This window comes from Flagellimonas aequoris (assembly GCF_003584165.1).
Classification (GTDB): Bacteria; Bacteroidota; Bacteroidia; order Flavobacteriales; family Flavobacteriaceae; genus Flagellimonas; species Flagellimonas aequoris.
The window spans coordinates 1-21,351 of the sequence record NZ_QXFJ01000028.1 but is presented as its reverse complement, the minus strand read 5'-3'; the positions used below and the strand labels follow the sequence as shown (position 1 = coordinate 21,351).

Here is a 21,351-nt window from a genome sequence, read left to right as displayed (position 1 = left end):
AACAACGATGAACAATTTAAAATTGGCATTCCGCAGGTTGTTCCGAAAAGGGGAACATGCCTTTACCAGGATCATATCTTTGACCGCAGGGCTGGCATTCGGGATATTGCTCCTTTCCGAGGTGCTGTACTATTATAGTTATGATAGTTTTTATCCGGATGCAGACCGCATTTATGTGGTGCACGAAAACTTTAAGATGGACAAATCCTCGGACAAATTGGAAAGTTTCCCAAGGGTAAGCGGGGCCATTGCTCCGGGCCTTAAAGCAGAAGTGCCAGGTATAGAAGCGGCTACCCGTCTCAACTCCATTGGTGATCACGTTATCTATACTGATGACCTGAACAGTTATGACGCTAGCATTTCATTGGCAGATGAACATTTGTTCGATGTGCTTCCCATACCCATGATCAGTGGAAATCCACAAGAAATACTCAAGAGTCCCATGACCTGTATGGTCTCCCAAGAACTTGCGGAAAATATAGGAGGGGATGTTGTCGGAAAGGTTATCAGTATAAAGAACTATCCAAACAAAGAACTCACCATAGGTGGTGTGTTCAAAACCTTGCCCGAGAACACAAACTATACCTATGACATCTTGGTTTCCATGGTCTCAACCACCCAATTCTTTTCATGGGACGGTACCACCAACTGGATGGGCAATGATCGGTATTATGCCTGTGTAAAGCTGAGTCCTGGAACAAATCCGAAAGATTTGGCCCACGCTGTTCGTGCCATGCAGGTAAAGCATCAGGATATTGAAAAAATGGAAGAGGAACAACAAGGCATTGTACTGCAATATTCCTTCATGCCCATCAAGAAAATACATGTGGACAATGTGAAGGACATGATTGTTATCCTCTCCACTATTGCCCTGGCCGTACTGTTCGTTTCCTTGATGAACTATATTCTGTTGACTATGGGAACATTGGTTACGCGGGCCAAGAGTTCCGCTATACACAAAACCTGTGGGGCCGAGACAAAGAATTTACAGCAAATGATTTTTTCCGAAACCGCTGTCCTTTTTCTTGTTTCCATTGTAGGCGCCCTACTTATGATATGGGCACTTAAACCTATGGCCGAGGCTCAATGGGGACACAGCCTTTCTTCGGTATTGAATCCATACGTTATTGTTCCATTGGCATTGCTTGTGGTGTCTCTTATTTTCGTTACCAGTTATTTTCCTGGGCGATTTTTTTCACGTGTCCCCGTGGCCACAGCTTTCAGGGACTACCAACAAAAAAGAGGGAAATGGAAGCTGGTCCTGCTGTCTTTCCAATTCGTAGGGGCCACATTTATCCTCACTGTACTGGTTATTGTAACACTGCAGTACAACAGTATGAAAAATGCCGACCATGGTTATAGTGCCGAAGGTGTCTACTATGGCTCTACCGAAGGCATGGATGGTAACAAGCTCTCGACGGTTTTAAATGAATTAAGGGCCATGCCCGAGATCGAAACGGTTGGTTTGGGCTATGATGTGCCGATCAGTGGTGCATCCGGAAACAATGTGCTTTCACCTGATGAAAAACGAGATTTGTTCAATGTGGCCGATTTTTATGAAGCAGACGGCAACTATCTTTCCATATTGGGCATCAAAGTGGACGAAGGAGAGGATTTTACCAGTAAAGAAGCCATTGCCAATGATGTACTCATCAGTAAAAAAGGCGCCGAATTGTTAAAATTAAACAACGGGTGGACAGATGGTGTCCTTGGTAAGCAAATTACCGTTACCGAACATGGAAGCACCACCATTCGCGGGGTATTCCCCGATTTTGTGGTTCGCTCAATATCTGACCCGGATGTAAGGCCCTCTGTGTTTTTTTATCTGCCGGAAGAACGATTTGAACAACTGAAAATTGAAAATCCCTCCATGTCCTTTAATATTATGGTCAAGGCCCATGAAGGGGCTCAAGAAGGGCTTATGAGCAAAATTACTGAGGTCTTTAACTTAGGTTTTCCGTATGATGATGCAGAAATCAAAAGCCTTGAGGCGGAACAATTGAATGCCTATAAAGGGCAAAAAGGATTCCGTAATGCCATGCTCATTGGAAATATTATCATCCTATTGGTTACCATCATCGGATTGCTGGGCTATACCTTCAATGAATCTGCCCGACGTAGAAAAGAACTCGCCATTAGAAGAATTAATGGGGCAACCCTCTGGGACATATTAAAAGCATTTATTTCCGATTTGGAATATGTGGCCGTACCCGCTGTTCTCCTTGGATTGATAGGCGCTTGGTTCACTGCTGACAAATGGATGCAAAATTTTGCCTTCAAGGTTCATCTACATTGGGGACTCTTTGCGGCTTGTAGCCTATTCATATTACTATTGGTGGCATTGATTGCGGGTATAAACTATACCCGTACAGCCAATCAAAATCCAGTGGACGCGCTAAGACAGGAATAAATTAAAATTCATCATTAAAAAAGACACCATGATTAAGAACTATTTAAAAATCGCTTGGAGAAATTTATTGAAGAATAAAGTCTTCACCCTAGCCAATATTGTGGGGCTTACCTGCGCCTTTGCCGTGGCCATTCTCTTGACCATGACGGCCCTTTTTGAACTTTCCTATGATCAATTCAACGAGAACAAGGACTCTGCCTATCAACTTTACCTGGCACATCAAACACCAAGAGGCCCTGAGATCAGTGTATCAAACCCTGTCCCCTTGGCCCCTGCCCTTGAAGAAGAGGTGCCGGGCATAAAACATATTGCCCGTTCAGTAAGCGAAGATGTCTTGATAACATATAACACCAAGGAACTGAGTTTGGATGCCGAATATGTAGACCCTTCTTTTTTTGATATTTTCACCTACCCGACCCTTATGGGGAACTCTGAAAATCCCTTGCCCAACAAGAATTCGGTAGGGGTTACCGAGGAAGGCGCCAAAAAAATATTCGGAACGACCGATAACATAATTGGCAAGACCATTTCTCTAAAAATTGGCAGGGAAGAACAGCCCTTTACCATTGCTTCCGTACTCGCGGACACGCCCAGCAACAGTAGTGTTGACTTTGAAATTGTGGTGCCCTTTGAGAACCATCCCGAATACCTGCCCAACAAGGATAGATGGGACTCACAGTTCCATCCTATATATCTTCAACTGGAGAAAGGAGTTTCCGTGGCACAATTTGAGGAAAACACGATTCCCTTTACAACCCTTCACTATAAAGGAGGCATAGAAAGCGATATCCGCGATGGAGCTCTTCCAAATGCCGATGGGAGATACAAACAATTTCACTTGATGCCCATCACCGATAGACATTTTGCTTCATACACTACTGGTACAGCCAAAGTAATCCGTATTTTTCCATACATGATCTTGGGAATTGCCTTGGTGATCATCTTCATCGTAAGTGCCAATTTCATCAACATGAGTATTGCACTAAGCGAAAAACGATTGAAGGAAATTGGAATGCGCAAGACCCTGGGGGCCATTAAAAAACAACTATTCTTTCAATTTTGGTTGGAAAGTCTTTTGGTGTTTGCCGTATCCGTACTATTGGGGATGGTGGTAAGCAACCTCCTCCTGAACCCGTTCAAGACACTTTTTAACACCAAGGCTTCCTTTGCCGACGTTACACAGCCTAGTGTGCTTATCCTTTTTACCCTTGCCGTCTTCATCATTACACTCATTGCGGGAGGCTACCCAGCTTTGTTAATGAGTAAATTAGGTACCCTTCGGGCCCTTAAGGGAAAATTGGATGTGGGCAAGAACCGATTGCGCAATGGGCTGATTGTCCTTCAGTTTACCATTGCCATTCTTTTGATCACGGGAACCTTGGTACTGCATGGTCAAATTGAATTTATGCGCAACAAGGATTTGGGGTACAATAAAGAGCAGGTGGTCTCCATCCCATTAAATGGAAAAAAGAACGGTTATAGTGTAGTGGACCTACTCCGTGATGAGCTCAAGAACAATCCCGATATCGTCAGCGTTTCTGGGGCCGACAACAATTTGGGGAGGGGCCGAGATGGTAGTCAATCCAGCAGCATGATGGGTTTTGACTATAAGGGGCGGGGCGTAGTTACCAATGCCTTGACTGTAGACTATGACTATGTAAAGACTTTGGACCTACAGTTGGTTGCCGGGCGTATGTTCGATAGGGATTTCGCCACCGATAGCCTTAGCTTGGTCATCAACGAATCCATGGCCAAACAGCTTGGGGACGAAGACCCACTTTCCATAACCATTCCCATGGATGACAATGTTACCTATTCCGTAATCGGTGTGGTCAAGGACTTTAATTTTCAAGATATTAGCAGAAAAATACAGCCTTTGACATTGTTCATGAACAAAGATTGGGACCTTTATTATGCTTATGTGAAAGTGGCCCCTAAAAATGTTGCCAAATCCTTTGACGCCATCAAGGATGCATGGGAAAAAGTAGAGCCGCAGGCAGAGTTTTTAGGCTCTTTTTTGGATGAGAACGTGGACCGTACTTTTAGGCGTGAAAAGACCATGGCGACCATCATCACCAGCGGAAGCATCTTGGGCATTCTGCTAAGCTGTATCGGACTGTTTGCCATTTCCATGTTGGTAGTGGCACAGCGCACCAAGGAAATAGGCGTGCGTAAAGTAATAGGCGCCAGCATCTCTTCCGTAGCGTTACTCCTCACCAAGGATTTCTTGAAGTTGGTGGGCATTGCCTTTTTGATTGCCACACCAATTGCATGGTACTTTTTAAATGAATGGCTGCAGAACTATGCCACCCATGTAAGTTTAAGTCCCCTGTTCTTTTTGGGAGCTGGACTATTGGCCACCCTCATTGCCTTTATTACTGTGGGAACACGTACCATAAAAGCGGCCTCCGCCAATCCCGTAAAAAGTTTAAGAACCGAATAATACCTGCCGCCATGATCAAAAAATATCTCATTACAACATTTCGTCATTTACATCGAAAACGATTGTTCACTGCTTTGAACATTTTTGGTCTGGCCATTGGCATCAGTGTTTGTTGGGTCATCTATCGCATTGTTTCATACGAGTATAGCTACGACAAAAACCTGGTCCAAAAGGAAAAAATCTATCGGGTTGTGTCGGGCTTTGTGTTTGACGAAAAAGAAAGCTACAACGGAGGCGCCTCAAAACCTCTGTACCAAGGTATTCGTGAGCAGATGGATGGATTGGAGCATGTCGTCCCTGTATTTGAAAATACATTTAGGAGTGTCGAGGTAGACAATCCGCCTGGGAGTCCATTAAGATTTGATGACCAAAAAGGAGTGGCCGCGATTGATTCTGCTTACTTTAATTTTTTGGAGTACCGCTGGCTCTCGGGAACCAAATCTTCTTTTTTGGATAATCCCAATAGTGTTGTGCTTACCGAAGATAGGGCCAAACAGTATTTCCCTGACCAGACACCAAATGAGATTCTGGATAGGACCATAACCTATTATAGTTATAGGGATACCATTACCCGAACGGTGGCTGGGGTAGTGGCCAATTTGCCGCAACCCACGGAGTTCAATTCACAAGAATTTGTGCCGCTGCCCTATATTGCATATGACTTGAATATATGGACAAACACCAATGGTTCGGATAGACTTTATCTTCAACTTGACGAAGCTTCTAACCCTGCAATCATTGCTGAGCAAGTTGATGATATTATTCAACGTAAAACCAAGGAATGGAGAGATCAATCGGAAAACACCTTCAATTTTAAACGTTGGATAGAATTACTGCCTTTGGGTGAATCTCATTTCGCAACCCATATTAGGGAGAGCAATATTAGAAAAGCGAGTAAACCTGTTCTTTATGGATTGATGGGCGTTGCCCTATTCCTTTTGGTGCTGGCCTGTATCAACTATATTAATATGAGCGTTGCAGGCATTCCTCAGCGCACCAAGGAAATTGGGGTTCGCAAGACCTTGGGTAGCAATAAAAAACAGTTGATCACCCAATTTTTATTGGAAACCTTGGTGACCACCGTTTTGGCCGGAATCTTATCCCTTGTATTGACTAAGTTGGTTTTTTGGTTGCTGAAAGATATTATTCCCGAGGGGATAACACCGTTCGCAAATATCCTTGAGTATATCGGTTTCCTTCTTTTATTAAGTGTTTTGGTGGCTATTCTGGCTGGTTTGTATCCCGGTTGGTTGATTACTAGGGTCAATGCCATCAATGTTTTTAGAAGTACTTCCCTACAGACCAAGGGCAGTAAAGGGTTTAACCTGCAAAAAGCACTGATTGTATTTCAGTTTGTCATTGCCTTGGTATTCATTACATCCGCCCTCATCATTGGCAAACAATTGCAATACTCCATCAAATCGGATATGGGTTTCAACAAAGACGCCGTTGTTTTGGTACAGGTTCCTTATAAATATGCTTTTGAAGATAAATATGATGGCAAACAATTCCCCCTGTTGGAAGAGCTCAAAACGATATCCGGCATCCAAAATGTCTCCTTAGGTGCAGCTCCCCTTTCGGAAGGATATGCATCAAGCGCATACGAATATAGTGAAGAAGGAAAGCCGGCCATCTCTAGACAGGTTTTCAAAAAATGGGTGGATACTTCGTATGTAAATCTATACAACTTGAAAGTGTTGGCGGGAAGAAATCTCCATGAGTCCGATACACCAACGGAATATGTAATCAATGAGACAGCGGTAAAGGCATTTGGTTTTGCCTCGCCCCAAGAGGCTTTGGGAAAATTCATTGGCCAGAAAGACGAAAAGCTTCCCATTGTGGGTGTGGTCAATGACTTCCATATGCGCGATTTCTATGAATCCATAGACCCCATGGCCTTTCAAATGGAAAAAAGTAACCTTACAAACTTCAATATAAAACTGACATCCAACACCAATCAATGGCAAAACACTTTAAGTGAAATTGAGCAGAAATGGTATCGCTTTTATCCGCCGGAAAGTTTTTCCTATACTTTTTATGACGAATCCATAGAGCAGATGTACAAACAAGAAAAGCAATTGGCCACTTTGGTGAACTTGGCTACATTTGTTTCCATATTCATCAGTTGTTTGGGGCTGTTCGGCCTAGCTGTGTTGACCGCCTTTCAGCGCACCAAGGAAATAGGGATACGAAAAGTTATGGGAGCTTCTGTTGAGGGAATTGTCCGTTTACTTTCCAAAGAGTATATTGTATTGGTCATTATTGCTTTGGTATTTGCTTCGCCCATTGCCTGGTTTGCCATGGACAAATGGCTTGAAAAATTTGCCTATCGAATAGAAATAGAGTGGTGGATGTTTTTGTTGGCTGGTGTAGCCGCGATTGCCATTGCCTTGCTAACGGTAGGTTATCAGGCCATTAAAGCGGCCATTGCCAATCCCGTAAAAAGTTTAAGAACCGAATAGAATAAAAAAATCATATCATGCTATTACAACTGAACAACATATTCAAATGGGTCAACTCTGGGGGCCAACGTATCTTTTTGTTGAAAGACATCAATCTCGAAGTAGAGGAAGGGGAGTTCATTTCCATTATGGGGCCCTCGGGGTCTGGAAAATCCACTTTGCTCAACGTCATCGGGATGCTTGATGCCTTTGACGAAGGGGAGTACAATTTTCTGGAGGAATCGGTACATGACCTCAAGGAAAAACATCGAGCCAATCTGTACAAGGAATATATCGGTTTTGTGTTCCAATCCTACCATCTGTTAGACGAGTTGACTGTTCAAGAAAACCTTGAAATGCCCTTGATCTATAAAAAATTCAAGGGGTCAGAACGCAAGGCCATGGTGGCCGATATGCTCGATAGATTCAGCATCGTAGGTAAAAAGGATCTGTTTCCAGCGCAGTTGAGCGGGGGGCAACAGCAACTGGTGGGTATTGCACGGGCACTTATTTCCAATCCAAAGTTAATTTTGGCCGATGAGCCTACAGGTAATCTCAACTCCAAACAAGGGGAAGAAATCATGGAGCTTTTCAAACAATTGAACGAAGAAGGTGTTACCATCATTCAAGTGACCCACTCCGAGAAAAATGCGGAATATGGTTCACGTATCATCAACCTATTGGATGGAAGGATGATCTGAGAAGAAAGATCAAGTGTCAAGAGACAAGAATCAAGACCAAGTGGTCCCAATTTGTGGGTATTCGTGCAATTCGTGTCAATACCTCTTGCTTTATAGCGTAAATTTCCTGTCTCAATCGGCCAATTCGGCTAGTTCCTTGCCAACAAGGCTACCCAAGGCCACTCCCATACCGCCTAGGCGGACGCCACAAAATATGGCGTTGGAAATACGCTTTATTATTGGGGTCTTTTGACCCCCAACTCCCATGATGCCGCTCCATCTTCGGTCTATTTTTACCTGTTGATGGGGCAGTATCATCTGCTCAAGCAAATCTTCCAGTTTTTCTTGGATGATAGGAGTCTGTCCAAATTCAGCGGTTTCCTCAGTCTTAAAATCGAGGTTCCGGCCACCCCCAAAAAGAATGCGGTCATCAATATTCCTGAAATAATAATAGCCTTCGTCAAAATGAAAAGTTCCCTTAATCTTCAAATTTTTGATGGGCTCCGTCACCAACACTTGGGCACGTGCCGGTCGAATGGTTTCAGTAGGTAAAAGTTTCGAAGCAAAACCATTGGTGGCCACAAAGACTTTTTTGGAAGAAAACTCAAAATCCTTGGTGACAATTGTTGCACCAGACCCCGCTTCCTGAACGGTATCCACTTCCACACCATTCAAAATGGGAATGCCCAAGGAAAGGCATTTTTGGATGAGTGCTTGCATCATCTTCCCTGTATCCAATTGTCCTTCAAACTGATGGGTAATGTATTGTTCCTTAATGTTCCCGAAACCAAAAATATTGTTGTTCGTCACAAACGGGTTTTGTCCAAAAACAGGTTGAAGCATCTTGTTCAATCTCTCGATTTCCTGTAAGCAATTTTCGTACAATTCGGGGTTGTGTTCTACAAAAAGTTCATGTCCTCCATGCTGCTCAAAGCCGATGGCCTGGTCACCTAAAAGTTGGCGAAGATATTGGATACCGTCCCAGCGTCTTTGCACCAATTGCACCACTTCTTCCTCGGAATGGGACTTGAGATCGGACAAAATCTCGGAAATGCTTCCAAAACAGGCAAAACCGGCATTCTTGGTACTTGCTCCTTGGGGAAGACTTCCTTTTTCCAACACCAAAACAGAACTCTTGGGATGCTTCTGCTTAAGATGAATAGCACAGTTCAGCCCAACAATCCCGCTCCCGATAACGGTAAAATCCACATGGGAGAACCACGTCTTATATTCCCAATAGCTCAGTTGCATAAAATAAAAACCCCGACTTGCATCGGGGTCTCAAATTAATGTTCGTCTTGATATTTTGGGTCCATCTTGAAACCTTCCATGAACTTGGTGGTATAGTTACCCGCCAAATAATCGGGATGGTCCATCAACTGTCGATGGAACGGAATGGTCGTTTTAATACCTTCGATCACAAACTCGTCCAAGGCTCTTCGCATTTTGTTGATGGCCTCTTCCCTGGTCTGGGCCGTCGTAATCAATTTAGCGATCATAGAATCGTAGTTTGGCGGAATCACATAACCACTGTACACGTGTGTGTCCAAACGAACCCCATGACCTCCAGGCGTATGAAGGGTCGTAATCCTTCCTGGCGATGGCCTAAAGTCGTTATAAGGGTCCTCGGCATTGATCCTACACTCGATGGAATGTAATTTTGGATAGTAGTTCTTCCCAGAAATCGGCACACCGCCAGCAACCAAAATCTGCTCACGGATCAAATCGTAATCCACCACTTGCTCGGTAATCGGGTGCTCCACTTGGATACGGGTGTTCATCTCCATAAAGTAGAAGTTTCGGTGTTTGTCCACCAAAAACTCTATGGTTCCAGCTCCCTCATATTTGATGTATTCCGCAGCTTTAACGGCCGCTTTACCCATTTCATCACGAAGAGAATCTGTCATAAATGGGGACGGGGTCTCCTCGGTCAACTTTTGGTGACGACGCTGCACGGAACAGTCCCTTTCTGAAAGGTGGCATGCTTTTCCATATTGGTCACCCACCACCTGAATCTCAATGTGACGGGGTTCCTCGATAAGCTTTTCCATGTACATTCCACCATTGCCAAAAGCGGCTGTGGCTTCTTTTACGGCGCTTTCAAAGTTCTTTTCGATTTCTTCTTCGGACCAAATGGCACGCATACCCTTACCACCACCGCCGGCAGTGGCCTTAATCATTACGGGATAGCCCATTTTCTTGGCTTCCTTTTTAGCGTGTTCCACATCCTTTAATAGTCCTTCGGAACCCGGAACCGTGGGTACTCCTGCTTTTCTCATGGTTTCCTTGGCCGTGGCCTTGTCTCCCATTTTTTCTATCTGTTCCCCAGAGGCACCGATAAACTTGATATCGTGCTCGGCACAAATCTTGGAAAATTTGGCGTTTTCGGATAGGAACCCATATCCTGGGTGAATGGCGTCTGCATTGGTAATTTCAGCAGCGGCAATAATGTTGGGAATCTTCAAATAGGATTCGCTGCTGGGTGCAGGACCTATACAAACAGCCTCGTCCGCAAATCGTACATGTAGGCTTTCCTCATCCGCTTTGGAATACACCGCAACGGTCTTGATGCCCATTTCCTTACAGGTACGTATGATACGCAAAGCTATCTCTCCCCTATTTGCAATCAATATTTTTTTAAACATAGAATACAATTTTAAATTCTGGATTCTAAATTTTAAATGGTTTTAAATAACTAACACTTAGTCACTTAAAATTTAGCACTTAAAATTATCTATGATGGGTCTACCAAGAACAAAGGTTGGTCAAATTCCACAGGTGAGGAATCATCCACCAATACCTTAACAATTTTTCCTGAAACTTCGGACTCGATATCGTTGAAAAGCTTCATGGCCTCAATCACACATAATACATCTCCTTTGCTGATGGTGCTACCCACTTCCACAAAAGCGGGTTTGTCCGGTGATGGTTTTCTGTAGAATGTTCCTATGATAGGGGATTTTATGGTAATGTATTTGGAATCTTCCGTCTTGGGGGCTTGGGCGGCCGGAGCGGCTGCCTCCGTTGCAACTGGCGCTTGTGCGGCCGGAGCGGCCGGTGCATGTGCCATTGGTATTTGTTGCACAATCGTTGTTTCTGGATAGTTTGAATCGGATCCTGTGCGGATGGTGATCTTAAAGTCCTCCATCTCCAACTTTACCTCACTGGCACCCGATTTGGCCACAAACTTGATTAAATTCTGAATTTCCTTAATGTCCATCGAATATGTTTTTGTTAGTTGTGTGATTAAGAATTATAGGCCCATTTCAAATATATGGCTCCCCAAGTAAATCCGCCTCCGAAAGCGGCAAAAATTAAATTGTCGCCTTTTTTCAATTGCTTCTCATAGTCGAACAACAACAAGGGCAATGTGGCAGAGGTGGTATTTCCGTAGCGGTCAATATTCACCATGACTTTTTCGGGCTCTACACCCATTCTGTTGGCCGTGGCATCGATAATCCTTCTGTTGGCCTGGTGCGGCACCAACCATTGCACATCTTCATGGGTGAGGTTGTTCCTTTCCATGATCAAGGCGGACACATCGGCCATATTGGAAACGGCAAACTTGAACACGGATTTGCCGTCCTGGTATACAAAATGTTGTTTGTTCTTAACCGTCTCTTCAGACGCCGGTAAAATGGAACCTCCCGCATCAATCTTAAGGAACTGCCTTCCTATCCCGTCTGAACGGAGGTATTCATCCTGCACTCCCAATCCTTCCTCGTTGGGTTCGAACAATACGGCACCTGCACCATCCCCAAAAATGATACAAGTGGTCCTATCTGTATAATCGAGAATAGAGGACATCTTGTCCGCCCCAATCAACAACACTTTTTTGTATTTGCCAGACTCAATATAACTTGCCGCAGTGGACATGCCATATAAAAAGCTGGAACACGCCGCTTGCAAATCGTAGGCAAAAGCGTTCACTGCACCAATTTCAGAGGCCACGTAGGCAGCTGTTGCCGCAACCGGAAGATCCGGAGTGGCAGTGGCCACCAACACAAAGTCTATTTCCGATGGGTCAACGCCGCTTTTTTGAATCAAATCTTCTGCGGCCTTGATGGCCATAAAAGATGTTCCGGCATTTTCCTCTTTTAAGATTCTTCTCTCTTTGATTCCAGTTCGTGTGGTTATCCATTCATCATTGGTATCTACCATGGTTTCCAATATTTTATTGGAAAGAATGAAATCTGGAACATATCCTCCTACAGCTGTAATCGCTGCCGTTGTTTTCTTCATTTTTAGCCTCTCTTTATTGTCAAAAACTTTGAAATTTGACCCAAAAGCGGTGAAAATTAGTCAATTTATATGACTTTCCCGTTAAAAATGGCCCGTTTTTAAATTTAACTATGGTCCATAAAAAAACTCCCGTTGTTACGCAACGGGAGTCGGTCTATTTTATAGGAAATGCGATTAAGCCGCAGTTTCTTCCTCTGCTTTGTCAATCAAAACCTGACCTCGGTAATACAATTTACCTTCGTGCCAGTGCGCTCTGTGGTACAAGTGCATCTCACCTGTTACACTGTCTTTGGCGATGGTAGGCGCAACTGCTTTGTAATGGGTTCTTCTCTTGTCCCTTCTGGTTTTTGATGTCTTTCTTTTAGGATGTGCCATTATAACCTATTTATCCGTTAGTAACTTTTTTAAATCGTCCCATCTGGGATCTGTTTTTTCTGCTGGTTTTTTGTTCTCTTTTGGCTGGAGTTCTTCCAGCTTGTCCAAGATGTCCGATTTTAGGGTGCCGTCCTCAACTCCAGGGTGGACCCGTTTCTGTGGAACGGCCAGCACCAACATTTCATAGATGTACTGTGCAATGTTGATTTGATATTCACCATGGGGAATGATCAAGATTTCATCATCTTCATCATTGTACTCCTCTCCAAATTTGATGACGAGATGCAATTCCGATTCGATAGGTTGATCAAAGGGTTCCCCTGTAAGGTCACAGTCCACGTTGACGGTTCCCTCAGCCTCAATCCTCAATTCCATCATGTTGCTCATCTTTTCCAAGATGGCCTTGGTGTGGATTGAAGCTCCGTTAAACTCTTGGTAATCAAAAGATTCAAAGAACGCATTGTCAATCTCGTACACAAATTCATGTTTTCCCAACTTCAGACCTGAAAAAGGGATATTAAACTCTTTCAGCTTCATCATTTCTACACTTAAGGTTTGTGTACCAGCCTCTAAAGGCGGGTGCAAAGATACTACTTATTTACAAAACTGCAATTCCAACACCAACAAATATCCACATTTCGCGCAACTTTTTAGCCGCCGCGCTTCACCTTTTGCTTTTGAAGTGGATTTTTGGTCAATTCCATATACTCCATCCGGTTCCTAAATACCTGAATTGCAGTGAATACCGCTTCCTTGAACGAACTCTCGTCCGCCTGGCCTTTTCCCGCAATTTCATAGGCGGTTCCGTGATCGGGCGATGTTCGCACCTTGTCCAATCCTGCGGTATAGTTCACTCCTTTTCCAAAGGAAAGGGTCTTGAACGGAATCAGTCCTTGATCATGATAGGCCGCCAATACGGCATCAAAATTTTGATGGGTATTCGACCCGAAAAAACTATCGGCAGAATACGGCCCGTACACCAGAGTGCCTTTGTTGAACAGTTCCTGAATCACCGGTTTCAATATCTTATCGTCCTCTTCCCCTATGGTTCCATTGTCGCCGCTATGCGGATTGATTCCCAATAAGGCAATCTTTGGCCTGCGGATCCCAAAATCCATTTGAAGCGATTTTTCCATGATGGCAACCTTATTTCGAATCAATTTTGCCGTAATGGCCTGTGCCACATCCTTTACCGCAATATGATCGGTCAACAATCCCACACGAAGCGAGTCCGCGACCATGAACATCAGGCTTTCTCCTTTCAGTTCTTGGGCCAAATAATCGGTATGGCCTGGAAATTTAAAATCGTCCGACTGTATGTTGTTCTTGTTGATGGGAGCTGTAACCAACACATCGATCTCGCCTTCCTTTAGTGCTTTCACAGCCGCCTTCAGGGATTGAATGGCATACATGCCTCCTTCCTTGGTGGCCTGTCCGTATTCAATATGCGGAGCCTCTTTCCAGACGTTCACAATGTTGATCTTTCCTTCCAAGGCTTGGGAAGCATCCCTTACCCCGTTGAAGGTGATATCGATTCCCAAATCGTTCTTTTGTTGGGATATGGTCTTGTTCGATGCAAATAGGATCGGGGTACAAAAATCCAACATTCTTGCGTCCTCAAAGGTTTTGAGTGCCACTTCGCACCCGATGCCGTTGATGTCCCCAATGGAAATCCCCAGCTTTATTTTTTGCGTTTCCTCCATATAATCAATGCCGTTATGGCTACTTTTGCAATACAAAACTAGTCAATTAATAATACACATGTTCACAGGGATCATAGAGACTTTGGGGAAAGTTGAAAAGCTTGAAAAAGAAGGGGGTAATCTGCACATCACCATTTCTTCGGATATAACATCGGAACTGAAAATAGACCAGAGCGTGGCCCATAACGGAGTGTGTTTAACCGTGGTTTCCTTGAGGGATGACCAATATACCGTTACCGCCATAGAAGAAACCCTGAACAAGACCAACCTTGATGAACTCACCTTGGAAAATGAGGTGAACCTGGAGCGTGCCATGGTGCTGGGCGCCCGTTTGGACGGCCATATTGTTCAAGGTCACGTGGACCAGACAGCCGTTTGTGCCTCCATTGAACAAAAGGATGGCAGCTGGGTCTTCACTTTTACCTATAATACCGACCTCAACAATGTGACCATTGAAAAAGGATCCATTACCGTGGATGGGGTTAGCTTGACCGTTGTGGATTCCCAAAAAGACCGCTTTAGTGTGGCCATCATTCCTTATACCTATGAGCACACCCGTTTCCATACCTACAAAGTAGGCACAACGGTTAACCTAGAGTTCGACGTAGTTGGAAAATATGTGTCTAGGCTGTTGGAACTTCGGGATTAAAAAACGTTTTTCATTCCTTTCCAAACCCTTAAGAGCACAAAGGCGGAAACCACAACCAAGGCAGTAAGGCCCATGGCCAACTTGTAATCTCCATAAATCCAATACCCTGTGGCAAACATAATGGAGTAAATCAGCACAACACCGGCCAGCATGGCCTTTATGCCTGATGGCACACTCCATTTTTCATTGGTCTTGACGATTTCCACATGTTCTTTTTGGGCTTCATCCACAACCTTGGCCCATCCTGGACCGCCAGGCTGAATCTTTAGATAGAAACTTCGCAGTACCTCTTTGCTTTCAGGTTGGGTAACAAACGTGGCCGTTAACCATATAATAGAAGTGACTACCATAATAAAAGGTAAATCGGCCCACTCTGGGAAAACTCCCGTTTCTGGGGCAAACAAAACTTCTCGTAGGGAAGTGGTTTCCAATAACACTGCCAAAATTCCCGAAGAAAACATGGCGGTAATCTCGCTCCAGGCGTTGATACGCCACCAGAACCAGCGTAAAATGAAGATAAGTCCCGTACCCGCGCCGAAGGACAACAATAGGTTGAACACTCCCATGGCATCCTGTAGGGCCAAGGCCAAAAATGCACTCAACACCATTAATAGCACCGTGGACAACCTCCCCACGTTAACCATTTGTTTTTCCGAAGCATTAGGGTTTATCTGCTGTTTGTAAAAGTCATAAACGATATAGGACGAACCCCAGTTCAACTGGGTAGAAATAGTAGACATATATGCGGCTACGAGGGAGGCCAGAACAATCCCCAAAAGACCCGTAGGTAATTTTGTCATCATTGCAGAATATGCCAAATCATGCCCCAATTTATCTGGTGTGACATTGGGGAATGCTTCATGGATACTGGCAACATCGGGATAAATCACCAACGAGGCCAAAGCCACCAAAATCCATGGCCATGGACGAAGGGCATAGTGCATGATATTAAAAAAGAAAGTGGCGCCAATGGCATGATTTTCATTTTTTGCTGCCAACATTCGCTGTGCGATATAGCCCCCGCCCCCAGGTTCTCCCCCTGGGTACCATGAACTCCACCATTGGACCGCCAAAGGTATGATCAATGCCGTGATCAGTGCTTTTTTATCGTTGAAATCAGGAAGTATGCTCAATTTCCCTTTTACATTCTCATTTTCCAGCACTGCTTGCAAACCACCTACTTCTGGTAGATTAACCAAATAAATTGCTGCCCCTATGGCTCCGGCCATAGCCACAAAAAAGAGAAAGAAATCACTATAGACCACACCCTTAAACCCGCCTAGGGCACTAAAAATAACGGTTATTAGGCCAGCACTTACCACCGTAACCCAAGGATCTAGGCCCAACATGACGCCCCCTATTTTGATGGCCGCCAAAGTAACCGAGGCCATGGTGATCACATTAAACAGTACACCAAGATAAATGGCCCTGAACTTTCTTAAAAAACTCGCGGGTTTACCTCCATATCGAATGGCATAAAACTCCAGATCTGTATTCACATTGGATTTCCTCCAAAGCTTTGCATATACAAAAACGGTCAACATCCCCGTCAACAAAAAACACCACCAGCCCCAGTTGGCGGAAACCCCATTGGAGCGCACCAAATTGGTCACCAAATTAGGGGTGTCCGTAGAAAATGTGGTGGCCACCATGGACAGTCCCAAGAGCCACCAGGGCATACTGCGCCCCGATAAAAAGTATTCTGCTGAATCCTTTCCGGATTTTTTGGATACGTAGATCCCGATAAAAAGTACTAGGGCAAAAAACCCGAAAATGATAATGTAATCTATAAGATGAAGTTCCATACGTTTGGTTTGGCAAGAGATAAAGATAGTTTTTTTGGGTTACTTTTGTATACGACCAATGCTTCTTCATGTTACTTTCTTCCCTTTCCGATGTTTCAATAACCGCTTGGACCATGGCCGCCACCGCAGTTTTCCTCATGGGTGTGTCCAAAGCAGGCCTCAAGGGAATGTCCATTTTTAATGTAACCCTGATGGCACTTGCCTTCGGTTCCCGCGCTTCGACCGGACTTTTTATTCCCTTATTATTGGTAGGTGATGTGTTTGCAGTGGTCTATTACAATCGACATACCCAATGGAAATATATTTTGAAGTTTATTCCCTGGATGATCCTTGGCATCTTGGTCGGGGCGATGATCGGTAAGGACCTTCCGGAAAGAGAATTCAAATGGGGTATGGCCATTGTTATTTTTTTGAGTTTGGGCATGTTGATCTGGTGGGATAGGAGAAAATCGGAAAAAGTGCCCACCCATTGGTTGTTTTCCGGCTCTATTGGCATCTTGGCCGGCATTTGTACCATGATCGGAAATTTGGCCGGAGCCTTCACCAACATTTTCTTTTTGGCCATGCGCTTGCCAAAAAACGAATTTGTGGGTACCGCTGCATGGTTGTTCTTGATCACCAATCTTTTTAAACTTCCCTTTCATATTTGGGTTTGGAACACCATTTCCGAGGAAAGTCTCGCTATCAACCTACGGTTGCTCCCCGCCATTTTTGCTGGGCTCTTTTTGGGTGTGTTCTTGGTGAAAAAAATCAACGAAAAAAATTACAAGCGCTTTATTTTGATCGTAACGGCCATAGGTGCCATTGCGATTCTTTTTAAGTAGTATAGCACATCATAGATGAAATAAAAAAGCCCCATCCAAATGGATGGGGCTTTTATACCTATATAAGGTTCTTCCTATTCCGAAGCGCCTTCATAAATTGCATTGAAAATCAATTTGTAGGTTCCCCTTGGTTGCCCACGGAACTGTGGCCTGAAGGCAAACAAAATGCAGTTGCCCTTACCGTACTTGGCCTCAACCAAGGCAGGTTTCTTGGCAATGTAGCGCTCTTCACCCATGGCCCAACCACTCATCAACAGGTTCTTGGCTGCATACGTGGCAATGACTTTTACATCAGGGGCTGGGGCATCCTTGATGTCCTCTTTGCCTCCCTCTCCAGATTTTCTTTGCTTGTCGATCACAAAAGCACGACTTCTATTGAACGAAACCGCAACGGTGTCCTTCATCCCGAACGCCAAAGGATTCGTGGTGTCAATCCCTGTTCTGATCAACGATCCGGGAATAAAGAAGTCTTTGCTGTCCGCACCTTCCACTGCATCACGCAAAGGCAAGCCAAATTGTTCTATCACAAAATCACTGGCCTCATCAAAAGCGATCAAGGTACCTCCTTCTTCCACATAGTTGCTCAATGCCATGGAACCGTCCAATCCAACACCACCTGTAAACTGTTCGGGCATATCCAATACGCTGTTGCCATGCAAAATGGAGCCAGGTCTTTGGGACGGTATGATGATGGCGTCGTATTTGGACAAATCCTTCATTTTGATATCCTTGTCATGAAGGGTATCAAGATCAAAAGCGTACTCGTCCATCACAAAACGGGTCCATCCTTCATCCATATTGGATACCCAAGATTTATAGAGTCCAACTTTTGGTAAGTGTATCTTGGTCAGTTGTACTTCCGGCTTGGCCATCAATCCGGTGAATTCCAAACCATACTCCTTGGCCAAAGATTCCATTAGGGTCTTATCGCCAGAAACCACAAAGGACCCTGCGGGAAAGGTCTCTTTTCCAGATTTGAACTCCGTCATGGCCCTGTAGGCCGTTCCTCCAGCCTTCAATATTTTATTGGTGGCAGCCACGGATGCATTGGTGTTCACACTAAGGGCATATCCGAAAGATCCATTTTTGTTTACGCTTCCTTCATAATAATCCACCTGTCCTGAAACTTTTTCGGTTGGAGCTTTGAAAGGTTCCGCAATCTTGTCCACATCGATGCCCATTTGCATAGGTAAGGTCCATCCGGCCAAATCATAAGGGGTGTCCGGTGGCCCTCCTGGATACTGAAAACGCGTGGGATAGTTTTGCTTTTCCATCAAATCTATCAAGTAGGGTCTAAAGGCTTGGCCTGCATAAATCACGTATGAACCTTTCTCATATTTTTTATCATTGACGGTGAAGTCTTTGGTGGCCCTTTCAATTTCAATACCACCACGCAGCAATACGTTGACCAAGTTTACCGCTTCAAAGGAATCCCATTGGTTCTTATCGATGATGTATGCAAAAAGTCCTTCTGTTTCTCCTTTCTCGATAGCGGACCTACCCATTCTATATATATTGTATAGGTAGCTGCTTCTGCGGTCGGCCGCCAAATCCAAAGTGGCCCATGTACCTACCAACATATAGTCCACAGCATCCCTGAAGTGTGATTCACCACCTTTCCACGGGTCTGGGTACATGATGTCGGTTCCATCGGTCGGGGTGGTTCCCGCAACCGTTTTGGGAAGCTTTTCCGGATCATAAAACCTTGGTGTCGGCGTTGTATGTCCTGTTTCGGTAAGAATACCGATCATGTTGTGGTAATAGGGAACGGTTCGGCCCCCACCATTCCAAAACATGGTGTAGTTGTTATCGGCAATCGCGCCAGGCATGTTTTCCAACGAAAAACGCTTGGACATGGCCGAGCCCACTTCACTAACCGCGGAGGTAACCGCAGGATGAATGTTCGGGTTTACGGGATCTGCATAAGGGGGAATGGAAATCTTGGTCCAAGCCGGTGAGGATTGGTGATGGTTGTACACAATCTGTGGGTACCATTCGTTGTACAATATTTTGGTCACGTTATAGGTTTCCGGCATGTTGTTCATAAACCAGTCCCTATTGTTGTCGTGGCCCATGTAGTAATGATACAAGATGGGCGGACGGGAGGTTTCATAAGGGGTTCCCAAATTTTTTCGGTACCAGTCCACTACAATATCCAACCCATCGGGGTTCATGACGGGCATGAGAAGTGTGATCACATTTTCCCTGATCCGTTTCATTTCTGCTGTTTCGGAAGTGGCCAAGGTATACGCCAGTTCAGAAGTCATCTGTCCGTGGGCCAATTCTGTGGAGTGCATTCCTCCATCGACCCAAACGATGGCCTTACCTTCTTCCGATAGTTTTACCGCCTCGTCATCACTGATACGAGCACGGGCCAATTTGGCACTGATGTCCTTCCATTTGTCAAGCTGGGCCAAGTTTTCTTCCGTAGAAATAAATAGAAGGTACATTTTGCGGCCAAGGACGGTTTCCCCAAGTTCGATTTTTTTGACGCGGTTGGAAGCATTGTCCAACTTGGTCAAGTAATCTTCTATTTGGGCATAATCCGCCAATTTGTAGTCGTCTCCTACCCGAAAGCCGTACACGTCTTTTGGGGATGGCACATTTTGCGCAACCATGGATGAAGCGCATGCCAAAGACATCGTTGCTGAAAACAGCAATGCCTTGAGGTTTGCAATGTTAAAAGTCATTTTTTTGAATTAGTTAGAATTGAACTGAAAATTAAGCATTTGTAGGGAGGAAATTAAATGGTGGAGCATTCAATTGCCTTTACCGATACTTTTTTTGTGGGTTGGTAATCAAGCAAGTTAAAAATCATCAAATTGTCAGGTTTCCTTTTTTATTTTAAAAGGGCCGCCCGGTTTGGGAGGCCCTTTTGTTTGTCGTATGTCCCTGTGGCTATTCGGACCATGCCTTTCCACCGGTGAGTTCCTGTAGGTCCCCACAGGGGATGTACTCCCCGGGGATGGGCAGGTAGGCCAGTACCTCCTCGCCGACCTTCTCCGAGGACTTGTAGGCCCATGTGGCCAGGTCCCTGAGCTCGTTGGCGAAGGTATAGCGCGCCACCTCGTCGTCCAGGGTGGCCTCGCCCCCCTGCATGATGGCCTGCATGTAGTCCATCACCGCCTCGTTGTGCGCCTGTTCCTCCTCGTCGGTGCGCTTTTTCAGGTAGGTGGCGAGCACCGGCTCGATGTCCGCTGCTTCCAGCTCCGCCAGCTCCGTCTTGCCGGAGTCCTCCAGTGCCCTGTCGTAGAACTTCTCCATCTTCATCATCACGAAGTCCCTCTGGTCCAGGGGCATCACCTCGTCCAGGTAGGAGTCGATGAAGGCGTGCACGTTCACCTCGGTGGCCGAGGGGGTGTCGGTCCTGGGAAGGATCACGTCCAGGGTGGTGGCCAGGGCCTGTCCCTGTCCCTTGTCCAGAAAGCCGGGCGTCCATTCCGCATAGGCAGGTTTGTCCTTGCAGCCCTGGAGCAGGCTTAACAGTGTGGGGGTCGCCACGGCGTAGCCGAAGGCCATCCCCATGTTCTTGAGTGCTGATCTTCTTTCCATTAGATGTTTCCTTTTTTGAGTTCCTGGGCGGCATGGTTGGCGGCCCTTGCGGTGAATGCCATGTAGGTGAGCGAGGGGTTCACGCAGCTGGCAGAGGCCATGAAGGCGCCGTCGGTCACGTAGACGTTCTTGCAGGTGTGCACCTGGTTGTTCCCGTTCACCACGGAGGTCTTCGGGTCGAGGCCCATACGCGCCGTACCCATCTCGTGGATACCCAAACCGAGGGC

Annotated in this window: 17 protein-coding genes; 6 read left to right on the top strand and 11 right to left on the bottom strand. The window is 45.3% G+C overall.

Annotated features, from left to right (window positions below; genetic code table 11):
- The first annotated feature begins 7 nt into the window (after positions 1 to 7).
- Genes D2U88_RS12625 through D2U88_RS12610 form a run of 4 tightly spaced genes read left to right on the top strand, consistent with a single transcriptional unit; the run spans position 8 to position 7,995 of the window.
- Positions 8 to 2,410 carry an ABC transporter permease gene (locus tag D2U88_RS12625; protein WP_119640933.1) on the top strand — a complete coding sequence of 801 codons (2,403 nt, stop codon included), beginning with the start codon at positions 8 to 10 and terminating at the stop codon, positions 2,408 to 2,410.
- Between the two features lie 28 nt (positions 2,411 to 2,438).
- Positions 2,439 to 4,853 carry an ABC transporter permease gene (locus D2U88_RS12620; RefSeq protein ID WP_119640932.1) on the top strand — a complete coding sequence of 805 codons (2,415 nt, stop codon included), beginning with the start codon at positions 2,439 to 2,441 and terminating at the stop codon, positions 4,851 to 4,853.
- Between the two features lie 11 nt (positions 4,854 to 4,864).
- Positions 4,865 to 7,315, top strand: coding sequence for an FtsX-like permease family protein (locus tag D2U88_RS12615; RefSeq protein ID WP_119640931.1), 2,451 nt, complete (start codon positions 4,865 to 4,867; stop codon positions 7,313 to 7,315).
- A gap of 17 nt (positions 7,316 to 7,332) precedes the next feature.
- The gene (locus D2U88_RS12610; RefSeq protein WP_119640930.1) at positions 7,333 to 7,995 is read left to right on the top strand and encodes an ABC transporter ATP-binding protein; all 663 of its coding nucleotides are present in this window, start codon (positions 7,333 to 7,335) and stop codon (positions 7,993 to 7,995) included.
- A gap of 111 nt (positions 7,996 to 8,106) precedes the next feature.
- Here the strand turns inward: D2U88_RS12610 and D2U88_RS12605 are convergent, their stop codons facing one another.
- The 7 genes from D2U88_RS12605 to pdxA form a co-directional block, all read right to left on the bottom strand.
- Positions 8,107 to 9,225: an NAD(P)/FAD-dependent oxidoreductase gene (locus D2U88_RS12605; RefSeq protein WP_119640929.1), complete on the bottom strand. Its 1,119-nt coding sequence runs from the start codon at positions 9,223 to 9,225 to the stop codon at positions 8,107 to 8,109.
- 35 nt (positions 9,226 to 9,260) lie between these two features.
- Positions 9,261 to 10,619 carry an acetyl-CoA carboxylase biotin carboxylase subunit gene (gene accC, locus D2U88_RS12600; RefSeq protein ID WP_119640928.1) on the bottom strand — a complete coding sequence of 453 codons (1,359 nt, stop codon included), beginning with the start codon at positions 10,617 to 10,619 and terminating at the stop codon, positions 9,261 to 9,263.
- An 89-nt stretch (positions 10,620 to 10,708) separates the two neighbouring features.
- The gene (gene accB / locus D2U88_RS12595) at positions 10,709 to 11,194 is read right to left on the bottom strand and encodes an acetyl-CoA carboxylase biotin carboxyl carrier protein (RefSeq protein ID WP_119640927.1); all 486 of its coding nucleotides are present in this window, start codon (positions 11,192 to 11,194) and stop codon (positions 10,709 to 10,711) included.
- A gap of 26 nt (positions 11,195 to 11,220) precedes the next feature.
- Positions 11,221 to 12,216, bottom strand: a complete 996-nt coding sequence (locus D2U88_RS12590) for a beta-ketoacyl-ACP synthase III (protein ID WP_119640926.1) — start codon at positions 12,214 to 12,216, stop codon at positions 11,221 to 11,223.
- 174 nt (positions 12,217 to 12,390) lie between these two features.
- A complete protein-coding gene (gene rpmF / locus D2U88_RS12585; protein ID WP_119640925.1) occupies positions 12,391 to 12,591 on the bottom strand; it encodes a 50S ribosomal protein L32 in 201 nt (66 codons plus the stop codon).
- 6 nt (positions 12,592 to 12,597) lie between these two features.
- A complete protein-coding gene (locus D2U88_RS12580) occupies positions 12,598 to 13,131 on the bottom strand; it encodes a YceD family protein (RefSeq protein ID WP_119640924.1) in 534 nt (177 codons plus the stop codon).
- A 110-nt stretch (positions 13,132 to 13,241) separates the two neighbouring features.
- Positions 13,242 to 14,294 carry a 4-hydroxythreonine-4-phosphate dehydrogenase PdxA gene (pdxA, locus tag D2U88_RS12575; protein WP_119640923.1) on the bottom strand — a complete coding sequence of 351 codons (1,053 nt, stop codon included), beginning with the start codon at positions 14,292 to 14,294 and terminating at the stop codon, positions 13,242 to 13,244.
- A gap of 58 nt (positions 14,295 to 14,352) precedes the next feature.
- Here pdxA and D2U88_RS12570 point away from each other — a divergent pair, with 58 nt between their 5' ends.
- Positions 14,353 to 14,943 carry a riboflavin synthase gene (locus tag D2U88_RS12570; RefSeq protein ID WP_119640922.1) on the top strand — a complete coding sequence of 197 codons (591 nt, stop codon included), beginning with the start codon at positions 14,353 to 14,355 and terminating at the stop codon, positions 14,941 to 14,943.
- Here the strand turns inward: D2U88_RS12570 and D2U88_RS12565 are convergent.
- Positions 14,940 to 16,748: a sodium:solute symporter family protein gene (locus D2U88_RS12565; RefSeq protein ID WP_119640921.1), complete on the bottom strand. Its 1,809-nt coding sequence runs from the start codon at positions 16,746 to 16,748 to the stop codon at positions 14,940 to 14,942. The two genes, D2U88_RS12570 and D2U88_RS12565, sit on opposite strands and share 4 nt — an antisense overlap.
- A 68-nt stretch (positions 16,749 to 16,816) precedes the next feature.
- On the opposite strand from D2U88_RS12565, the gene D2U88_RS12560 reads away from it, so the two are divergent.
- On the top strand, positions 16,817 to 17,572 hold the full coding sequence (locus tag D2U88_RS12560) for a sulfite exporter TauE/SafE family protein (protein ID WP_119640920.1): 756 nt from the start codon (positions 16,817 to 16,819) through the stop codon (positions 17,570 to 17,572).
- Positions 17,573 to 17,646: 74 nt separating this feature from the next.
- On the opposite strand, the gene D2U88_RS12555 is transcribed toward D2U88_RS12560, so the two are convergent.
- From D2U88_RS12555 to D2U88_RS12545, 3 genes are all read right to left on the bottom strand, one after another.
- The gene (locus tag D2U88_RS12555) at positions 17,647 to 20,262 is read right to left on the bottom strand and encodes a M14 family metallopeptidase (RefSeq protein WP_119640919.1); all 2,616 of its coding nucleotides are present in this window, start codon (positions 20,260 to 20,262) and stop codon (positions 17,647 to 17,649) included.
- Positions 20,263 to 20,470: 208 nt separating this feature from the next.
- The gene (locus D2U88_RS12550; protein WP_119640918.1) at positions 20,471 to 21,124 is read right to left on the bottom strand and encodes a gluconate 2-dehydrogenase subunit 3 family protein; all 654 of its coding nucleotides are present in this window, start codon (positions 21,122 to 21,124) and stop codon (positions 20,471 to 20,473) included.
- Positions 21,124 to 21,351: GMC family oxidoreductase (locus D2U88_RS12545; protein WP_220473502.1), on the bottom strand; the 228-nt coding region annotated here is incomplete at its 5' end. The genes D2U88_RS12545 and D2U88_RS12550, both read right to left, overlap by 1 nt.

Coding starts and splice junctions, on each gene's coding strand:
- D2U88_RS12625 (WP_119640933.1), top strand. CDS start 8: ATGAACAATTTAAAATTGGCATTCCGCAGGTTGTTCCGAAAAGGGGAA.
- D2U88_RS12620 (WP_119640932.1), top strand. CDS start 2,439: ATGATTAAGAACTATTTAAAAATCGCTTGGAGAAATTTATTGAAGAAT.
- D2U88_RS12615 (WP_119640931.1), top strand. CDS start 4,865: ATGATCAAAAAATATCTCATTACAACATTTCGTCATTTACATCGAAAA.
- D2U88_RS12610 (WP_119640930.1), top strand. CDS start 7,333: ATGCTATTACAACTGAACAACATATTCAAATGGGTCAACTCTGGGGGC.
- D2U88_RS12605 (WP_119640929.1), bottom strand. CDS start 9,225: ATGCAACTGAGCTATTGGGAATATAAGACGTGGTTCTCCCATGTGGAT.
- accC (WP_119640928.1), bottom strand. CDS start 10,619: ATGTTTAAAAAAATATTGATTGCAAATAGGGGAGAGATAGCTTTGCGT.
- accB (WP_119640927.1), bottom strand. CDS start 11,194: ATGGACATTAAGGAAATTCAGAATTTAATCAAGTTTGTGGCCAAATCG.
- D2U88_RS12590 (WP_119640926.1), bottom strand. CDS start 12,216: ATGAAGAAAACAACGGCAGCGATTACAGCTGTAGGAGGATATGTTCCA.
- rpmF (WP_119640925.1), bottom strand. CDS start 12,591: ATGGCACATCCTAAAAGAAAGACATCAAAAACCAGAAGGGACAAGAGA.
- D2U88_RS12580 (WP_119640924.1), bottom strand. CDS start 13,131: ATGATGAAGCTGAAAGAGTTTAATATCCCTTTTTCAGGTCTGAAGTTG.
- pdxA (WP_119640923.1), bottom strand. CDS start 14,294: ATGGAGGAAACGCAAAAAATAAAGCTGGGGATTTCCATTGGGGACATC.
- D2U88_RS12570 (WP_119640922.1), top strand. CDS start 14,353: ATGTTCACAGGGATCATAGAGACTTTGGGGAAAGTTGAAAAGCTTGAA.
- D2U88_RS12565 (WP_119640921.1), bottom strand. CDS start 16,748: ATGGAACTTCATCTTATAGATTACATTATCATTTTCGGGTTTTTTGCC.
- D2U88_RS12560 (WP_119640920.1), top strand. CDS start 16,817: ATGTTACTTTCTTCCCTTTCCGATGTTTCAATAACCGCTTGGACCATG.
- D2U88_RS12555 (WP_119640919.1), bottom strand. CDS start 20,262: ATGACTTTTAACATTGCAAACCTCAAGGCATTGCTGTTTTCAGCAACG.
- D2U88_RS12550 (WP_119640918.1), bottom strand. CDS start 21,124: ATGGAAAGAAGATCAGCACTCAAGAACATGGGGATGGCCTTCGGCTAC.